Origin of the sequence: Clostridioides sp. ZZV15-6598 (assembly GCF_020657705.1) — a bacterium.
Classification (GTDB): Bacteria; Bacillota; Clostridia; order Peptostreptococcales; family Peptostreptococcaceae; genus Clostridioides; species Clostridioides difficile_F.
Window position 1 is genome coordinate 36968 of sequence record NZ_JAGWCS010000025.1, and the last position, 6000, is coordinate 42967.

The window sequence follows — 6000 nt, forward strand, 5'->3', positions numbered from 1 at the left end:
GATTAAAACTTGTTGGATATGGACAAAATTAAATTGATAGATAAATATTAAAAATCGAAATGATTAACTTCATATATTCTAGTATTTATCTAAAAAGCTTTATCTTAAAATAAGAGTCTTATTTTAAAGCTGAAACTAATTTTAGGAGGATAAATTATATTGAAAATTAGAAGATATTTAATTTTAGTAATTTTAATTCTAATTACAACAAGTCAGAGTTTTATTTCTTATGGACTAGAGAGTTTTGAAGAAAGTTATAAAAATGTAGAACAATCAAATAACTTTAATCAAAAAATGGAAAACTCATCTAAAGAAATAACAATTTTTCACACTAATGACATACATGGAAGATATGCTGAAGGTGATGAGTATATACAAATAGGTAATCTAGCTACATTAAAAAAGGAAACTCCAAATTCGATTTTAGTAGATGCAGGAGATTGCTTACATGGATTACCAATAGTAAATATGAATAAAGGTGAAGACGCAATTGAATTAATTAAAAGTGTTGGATATGACTATATTGCCCCAGGAAATCATGACTTTAATTATGGAAAGGATAGATTGTTAGAGTTATCCAAAATTGCAAATTCAGGAGATAAAGCTTTAAAATTTTTAGCATCAAATATATTTGAAGATGGTAAAAAAGTATTTGATAGTAATGATATAAAAGAAATAGATGGCATAAAAATAGGATTTTTTGGACTTACAACCCAAGAAACAAAAAGTAAGACAGGCTCTAAAAATGTAGAAGGATTAGAGTTTAGAAATCCTATAGAAAGTGCAACAGAACAAGTAAATGAATTAAAAGAAAAAGGCGCTGATGTAATAGTTGCAATATCTCATATTGGAACTAATAGCCTAAGTAAGCCAAATAGTATAGATATAGCAAATAAAGTTCATGGTATTGATTTAATTATTGATGGTCATAGCCACACTAAGTTTGAAAATGGCAAACAGGTTGGTGATACACTGATTGTAAGTACAGGTCAATACCTAGAACATATTGGTGAAGTAAAGCTAACATTCGATACTAATGATACAGAACATATAAAAATAGACAATAAATCAGCAAGATTAATTGAAAAAGAAGAAGCATTGGAGTATAAGCTTGATTCTAGTGTAAGTAAAAAGGTTGATGAAATAAAGAAACAACAGGAAAAAATTTTAGATAAAGTTATAGGAGTAACAAAAAATACTCTAGATGGTTCGTATGAAAATGTAAGGACAAAAGAAACGAATCTAGGAAATTTAATAAGTGATATCTTATTAGATAAAACTAAAGCGGATATTTCTCTATTTAATGGGGGGAATATAAGAGATACAATTGAAAAAGGGGATATAACAAGAGGAAGTATTGCAGATGTATTCCCTTTTAGCAACACTATAGTTACTAAAGAACTTACTGGAAAACAAATTAAAAGGGTTTTAGAACATGGAGTAAAACTTTATCCAGAAAAAAATTCAGCCTTTTTACAAGTGGGTGGAATCTCATATTACTTTGACCCAAAGCAAAGAGACGGAGAAAAAATAACTGGTATTATGAAAGATGGAAAATCATTAGATATGAATAAAGAGTATACAGTTGCAACTAATGATTATATAGCACTAGGTGGAGATGAATTCCCTTGTTTCTCAAAAGAACCAATATTGAAAGATTTTGGAAGCTTAGAAAGTGCAGTAATTGAGTATATAGAGTATAAGAAAGAAATATGTAAGAGTGTGGATGGAAGAGTTAGTATTAAAACCAAGGAAGAATTGATAATTAACAGTAATGAGAGTAACTTAGTATTAAATCGTGATGAAGATAATTTAAATGATAGTGAAGGTAGTATAAATAATGATAATACTAAAAACTCGAATGAAAATAAGCGTAAAAATTTAGATAAAATGAAAGTTAGAGAAAGTTCTAATATAAAAGCATCTAAAGCAGAAATCAAAGAGAAATCTCCTAAAACAGGTGACTTAGGTATCAAAGATAGTATGTTTATATTTGTAGCCTCGAGTGTTTTAATTTACTTACTTAATACGAATCAGATAAGTTTAAAAAATAAAAAATTAAAATGAAACCAGTAATAAAATAAAATCAATATTAATTTATTCATAAATAGGTATTAATTATTATATAAAATATAAACTTAAACAAAGGTAATAGGATGTTTAAATACTAGATTACCTTTGTTTTTTTATATTTATGTATAGTAATATCCAATAAATAACTGTACTTTTGACTAAAAACAAATATAGTACTAATTTATTATTGGTATGTTTATTTTATTATTCAAGTGTGTAAAATCTTCTTGGTAATTAAAAAATATTTATAAATTGTCAAATAAAATGGTTTAGTTAGTATGATATAATTTAGCTAGTATACATAATAATGGAGGGGAAAAACATGAATAATATATTACTTTTAGAAGATGATAAGTCTTTAAATAGAGGGATTAGTTTTAAATTAAAAAAAGAAGGATATAATGTTTTTAATACATTTAGTATAGAAGAGGCAAGAGATATTTTTTTTAAGGAGGATATAAATTTAATTATTTCTGATATAGGTCTTCCAGATGGAAGTGGATTTGATTTTTGTGAGGAGATTAGAAAGAAAAGTGATGTTTACATAATAATGCTTACAGCACTTGATGAAGAAGTGGATATTGTTACAGGTTATGATTTAGGCGCAGATGATTATATTACAAAGCCATTTAGTTTGATGGTATTAATCTCAAAAGTAAATGCCTTTATGAAAAGGGTAAATACAGTAAAAAATTATACTTTATTGGTTTGTGATGATTTGTTTTTTTATTATATAGAAAACAAATTGATTATAAAAAATGATGACAAAGAAGAAGAAATAATTTTAAGTAAAACAGAGACTAAACTCTTAAGATATTTGATGGAAAATTCAATGCAAGCTTTGACTAAAGAACAACTCTTAGAATCTCTATGGGATAGTAGTGGCAACTTTGTAGATGATAATACAGTCGCAGTGAATATAAGAAGACTTAGACAAAAAGTAGAAAAGAATCCTTCTGAACCTAAGTATATAAAAACAGTAAGAGGAGTTGGATATATATGGGGTGAAAGGAGTATAAAAAAATGTTAAAAGATATAAATATCAAAGATAATTTGAGTATTAAAGAGGATTATATAATGAAAAAGGCTGTTATATATTCTGTTTTATCTATGCTTGTAGTAACATTTGTATTCATATTTTTTGAGTACAATAGACTATATGATTTATATGAACATCAAATAAAAAATACTCAAAGTATTGCAGGTATGTTGATTGAAAAATATCCAGATGATGAGGTAGATATAGTAAAGTCTATTTATAATTTTGACCATAGCAAAGCAGATGTTGGAGAAATGGCACTTGAAAAATTTGGATATGGGCTAGAAAATAAAATGTCAAATGATAAAAACTTTGGCATATATTTAAAATCTTTTTTTAAAGAATCAATTTTTGTTTTTTTAATAATGTTTATAGCTGTTACAGGAATAATATATTATTTTATAAGATACATAAACAAAAGATTAAGCAAGATTTATTTTATAGTGGAGCAAATGTCACAAGAAAATTATTTGAAAGAAGGTACTAAGTTAGATAGTTCTGGATATTTGGTAGAATATAATGAGTATTTTAAAGAGGGTACATTTAGTAAGATTAACAACTGTCTGTATGAGTTAAATAGGAGCTTAAAGATAAAGTTTATTAAACTAGAAAAAGAAAAGGAAAGTGTAAAGTCACTGGTAACAGATATTTCCCACCAATTAAAAACGCCTTTAGCATCATTAAAATTATACAATACATTACTTATAGAAGAAGATTTAGACGAAGATGAAGCACAGGAATTTTTATTAACTAATAAAAATTCTATAAATAAGTTGGAAAATTTAATAAACTCTTTAGTTAACATATCAAGGCTAGAAATTAGTATGATAAGCATAAAAAAAGAAGCTAACGACATAAAAAGTACTATTTTAAATGCTATAGAAAGTATAACTCCTAAAGCAAGAAGTAAAAATATAATATTAAAAGTAAATGAATTTAATAGTAGTATTATACCTCATGATAAAAAATGGACTGAGGAATGTATTTTTAATGTCTTAGACAACGCTGTTAAGTATACAGAAAGAAATGGAGAAGTAAATATATCTGTAGAGGAGACTGTAAACTATTTTAAAATCATAATAGAAGATAATGGTAGAGGAATTGCAAAAAATGAATTTAATAATATATTTAAACGTTTTTATAGAGGAACAGATGAAGAAATTGAATCTATAGAAGGTAGTGGTGTAGGATTGTATTTAAGTAGAAAAATTTTGGAAGAACAAGGCGGTAATATTATGGTATCTTCTAATTTAGGAAAAGGAAGTAAATTTTCTTTGTTTCTTACAACTATGTAATGTTTACTGAAAGGAGAATGTAATCCTCTACATATATTATATAAGTATAAACAGCTCCAGAAATTAAAAGTAAATGATTAAGGAGCAACATAACTTAGAGTGAGGGGATAATTTTATGAAAATATTATATACTGAAAGTTTATCAAAACATTATGGAAAAGGAGAAAGCTTAGTAAAAGCTTTAGATGATGTAAATTTAGAAATAAATGAAGGTGAATTTGTAGCTATAATAGGTAAATCTGGTTCTGGAAAAAGTACATTGTTACATATGATAGGCGGTCTTGATATACCTACATCTGGCAAGGTATACATTGATAATAAGAACATATTTACATTGAAAGAAGAAGAACTTGCCGTATTTAGAAGAAGAAAAATAGGCTTTATATTTCAAAGTTACAATCTAATTCCATCTCTTAATGTATGGGAAAATGTAGTACTACCAATCGGTCTAGATGGTAGAGCTGTGGATGAACAATTTATAAAGGACCTTTTAAAATCTTTGGGACTTGAAAATAAACACGATGTTTTACCAAATACATTATCAGGAGGTCAACAACAAAGAGTAGCAATAGCAAGAGCTTTGGCAACAAGACCAGCTATAATACTTGCTGATGAGCCAACTGGTAACTTAGATTCTAAAACATCAGATGAAGTTATGAGTATACTAAAGTCTATGTCTAAGAAATATAGTCAAACTTTGGTTATGATAACTCATGATGATAGTATAGCTCAAATGGCTGATAGAGTTATATTTATAGAGGATGGTAAGGTGTCAAAGGTTGGTGACAAAAATGATTAATACTACTAAAATAGCAAAGAGTAATGTAAAACAAAATAAATCAAAAAGTATATTAATAATAATCACTATAATACTTTCAACATTGATGCTTTCATCTATAGGTATTTATATTGTCGATACAAGAGAATATCAAAAGGAAAATACAATAAAGTATTCAGGCAATTATCAAGGAGTATTAGCAAATGTAAATGAAAAACAAGCTGAGATATTAAGTAATCATGCAGATATTGAACTAACTGGAAAGATGAATGGAGTAGGTGTCGAGAAACTAGAAGATGATACAACTATTTCATTAGCATATATGAATGAAGATGCTTTAAAATTAAATAATTTTGAATTTGTAAAAGGAAAATTACCAACAAAAGAAAATGAAATAGTATTAGATAGTGGAGCTTTAAAGGCATTAGGTTATGGTCAAAATTTAGGTGAAAAAATAAAAGTGCCTTATGATGATTATAAAAACGACAAAAGAATGGAAAAAGAATTTATAATAACTGGAATCTTAAAAACTAGTGAAATGTCTGAAGCAGGGAAGTATTATTCTGCTATTATATCAGAAAACTATATGAAAAATACTAGAGATATGTCACAAGAAGATTTCAATATATATGTTAGATTAAAAAATAAGAGTGATTTATCTATAGAACAGGCAAAAGAAAAATTAAATAAGATTGCAAATGATATAGGATTAGATACTAATAATGTACTTGTAAATGAAAATTATATAAATGCTTTAAAACCAGACATGGAAACAACTATGGGTGGAGTTTTTATAGGCTTAGTAATTGTATTAT

The 6000-nt window shown here is 26.6% G+C and carries 5 protein-coding genes; all 5 read left to right on the forward strand.

What is annotated here, in order from left to right:
- The first annotated feature begins 159 nt into the window (after window positions 1–159).
- Window positions 160–2067 carry a bifunctional metallophosphatase/5'-nucleotidase gene (locus KGF50_RS07265; protein ID WP_227847442.1) on the forward strand — a complete coding sequence of 636 codons (1908 nt, stop codon included), beginning with the start codon at window positions 160–162 and terminating at the stop codon, window positions 2065–2067.
- 328 nt (window positions 2068–2395) lie between these two features.
- Window positions 2396–3103 (forward strand): response regulator transcription factor, encoded by a 708-nt coding sequence (locus tag KGF50_RS07270; protein ID WP_227847443.1) that lies wholly within the window; start codon window positions 2396–2398, stop codon window positions 3101–3103.
- Window positions 3097–4407, forward strand: coding sequence for a sensor histidine kinase (locus KGF50_RS07275; protein WP_227847444.1), 1311 nt, complete (start codon window positions 3097–3099; stop codon window positions 4405–4407). Before KGF50_RS07270 ends, KGF50_RS07275 begins: the two co-directional genes overlap by 7 nt.
- A 115-nt stretch (window positions 4408–4522) precedes the next feature.
- Window positions 4523–5206: an ABC transporter ATP-binding protein gene (locus KGF50_RS07280; protein ID WP_227847445.1), complete on the forward strand. Its 684-nt coding sequence runs from the start codon at window positions 4523–4525 to the stop codon at window positions 5204–5206.
- The coding region (locus tag KGF50_RS07285) for an ABC transporter permease (protein WP_227847446.1) at window positions 5199–6000 on the forward strand (802 nt) is incomplete at its 3' end. The genes KGF50_RS07280 and KGF50_RS07285, both read left to right, overlap by 8 nt.

Excerpts from the sequence above, each read along its gene's own strand:
- KGF50_RS07270 (WP_227847443.1), top strand. The coding sequence starts at position 2,396 with ATGAATAATATATTACTTTTAGAAGATGATAAGTCTTTAAATAGAGGG.
- KGF50_RS07275 (WP_227847444.1), top strand. The coding sequence starts at position 3,097 with ATGTTAAAAGATATAAATATCAAAGATAATTTGAGTATTAAAGAGGAT.
- KGF50_RS07280 (WP_227847445.1), top strand. The coding sequence starts at position 4,523 with ATGAAAATATTATATACTGAAAGTTTATCAAAACATTATGGAAAAGGA.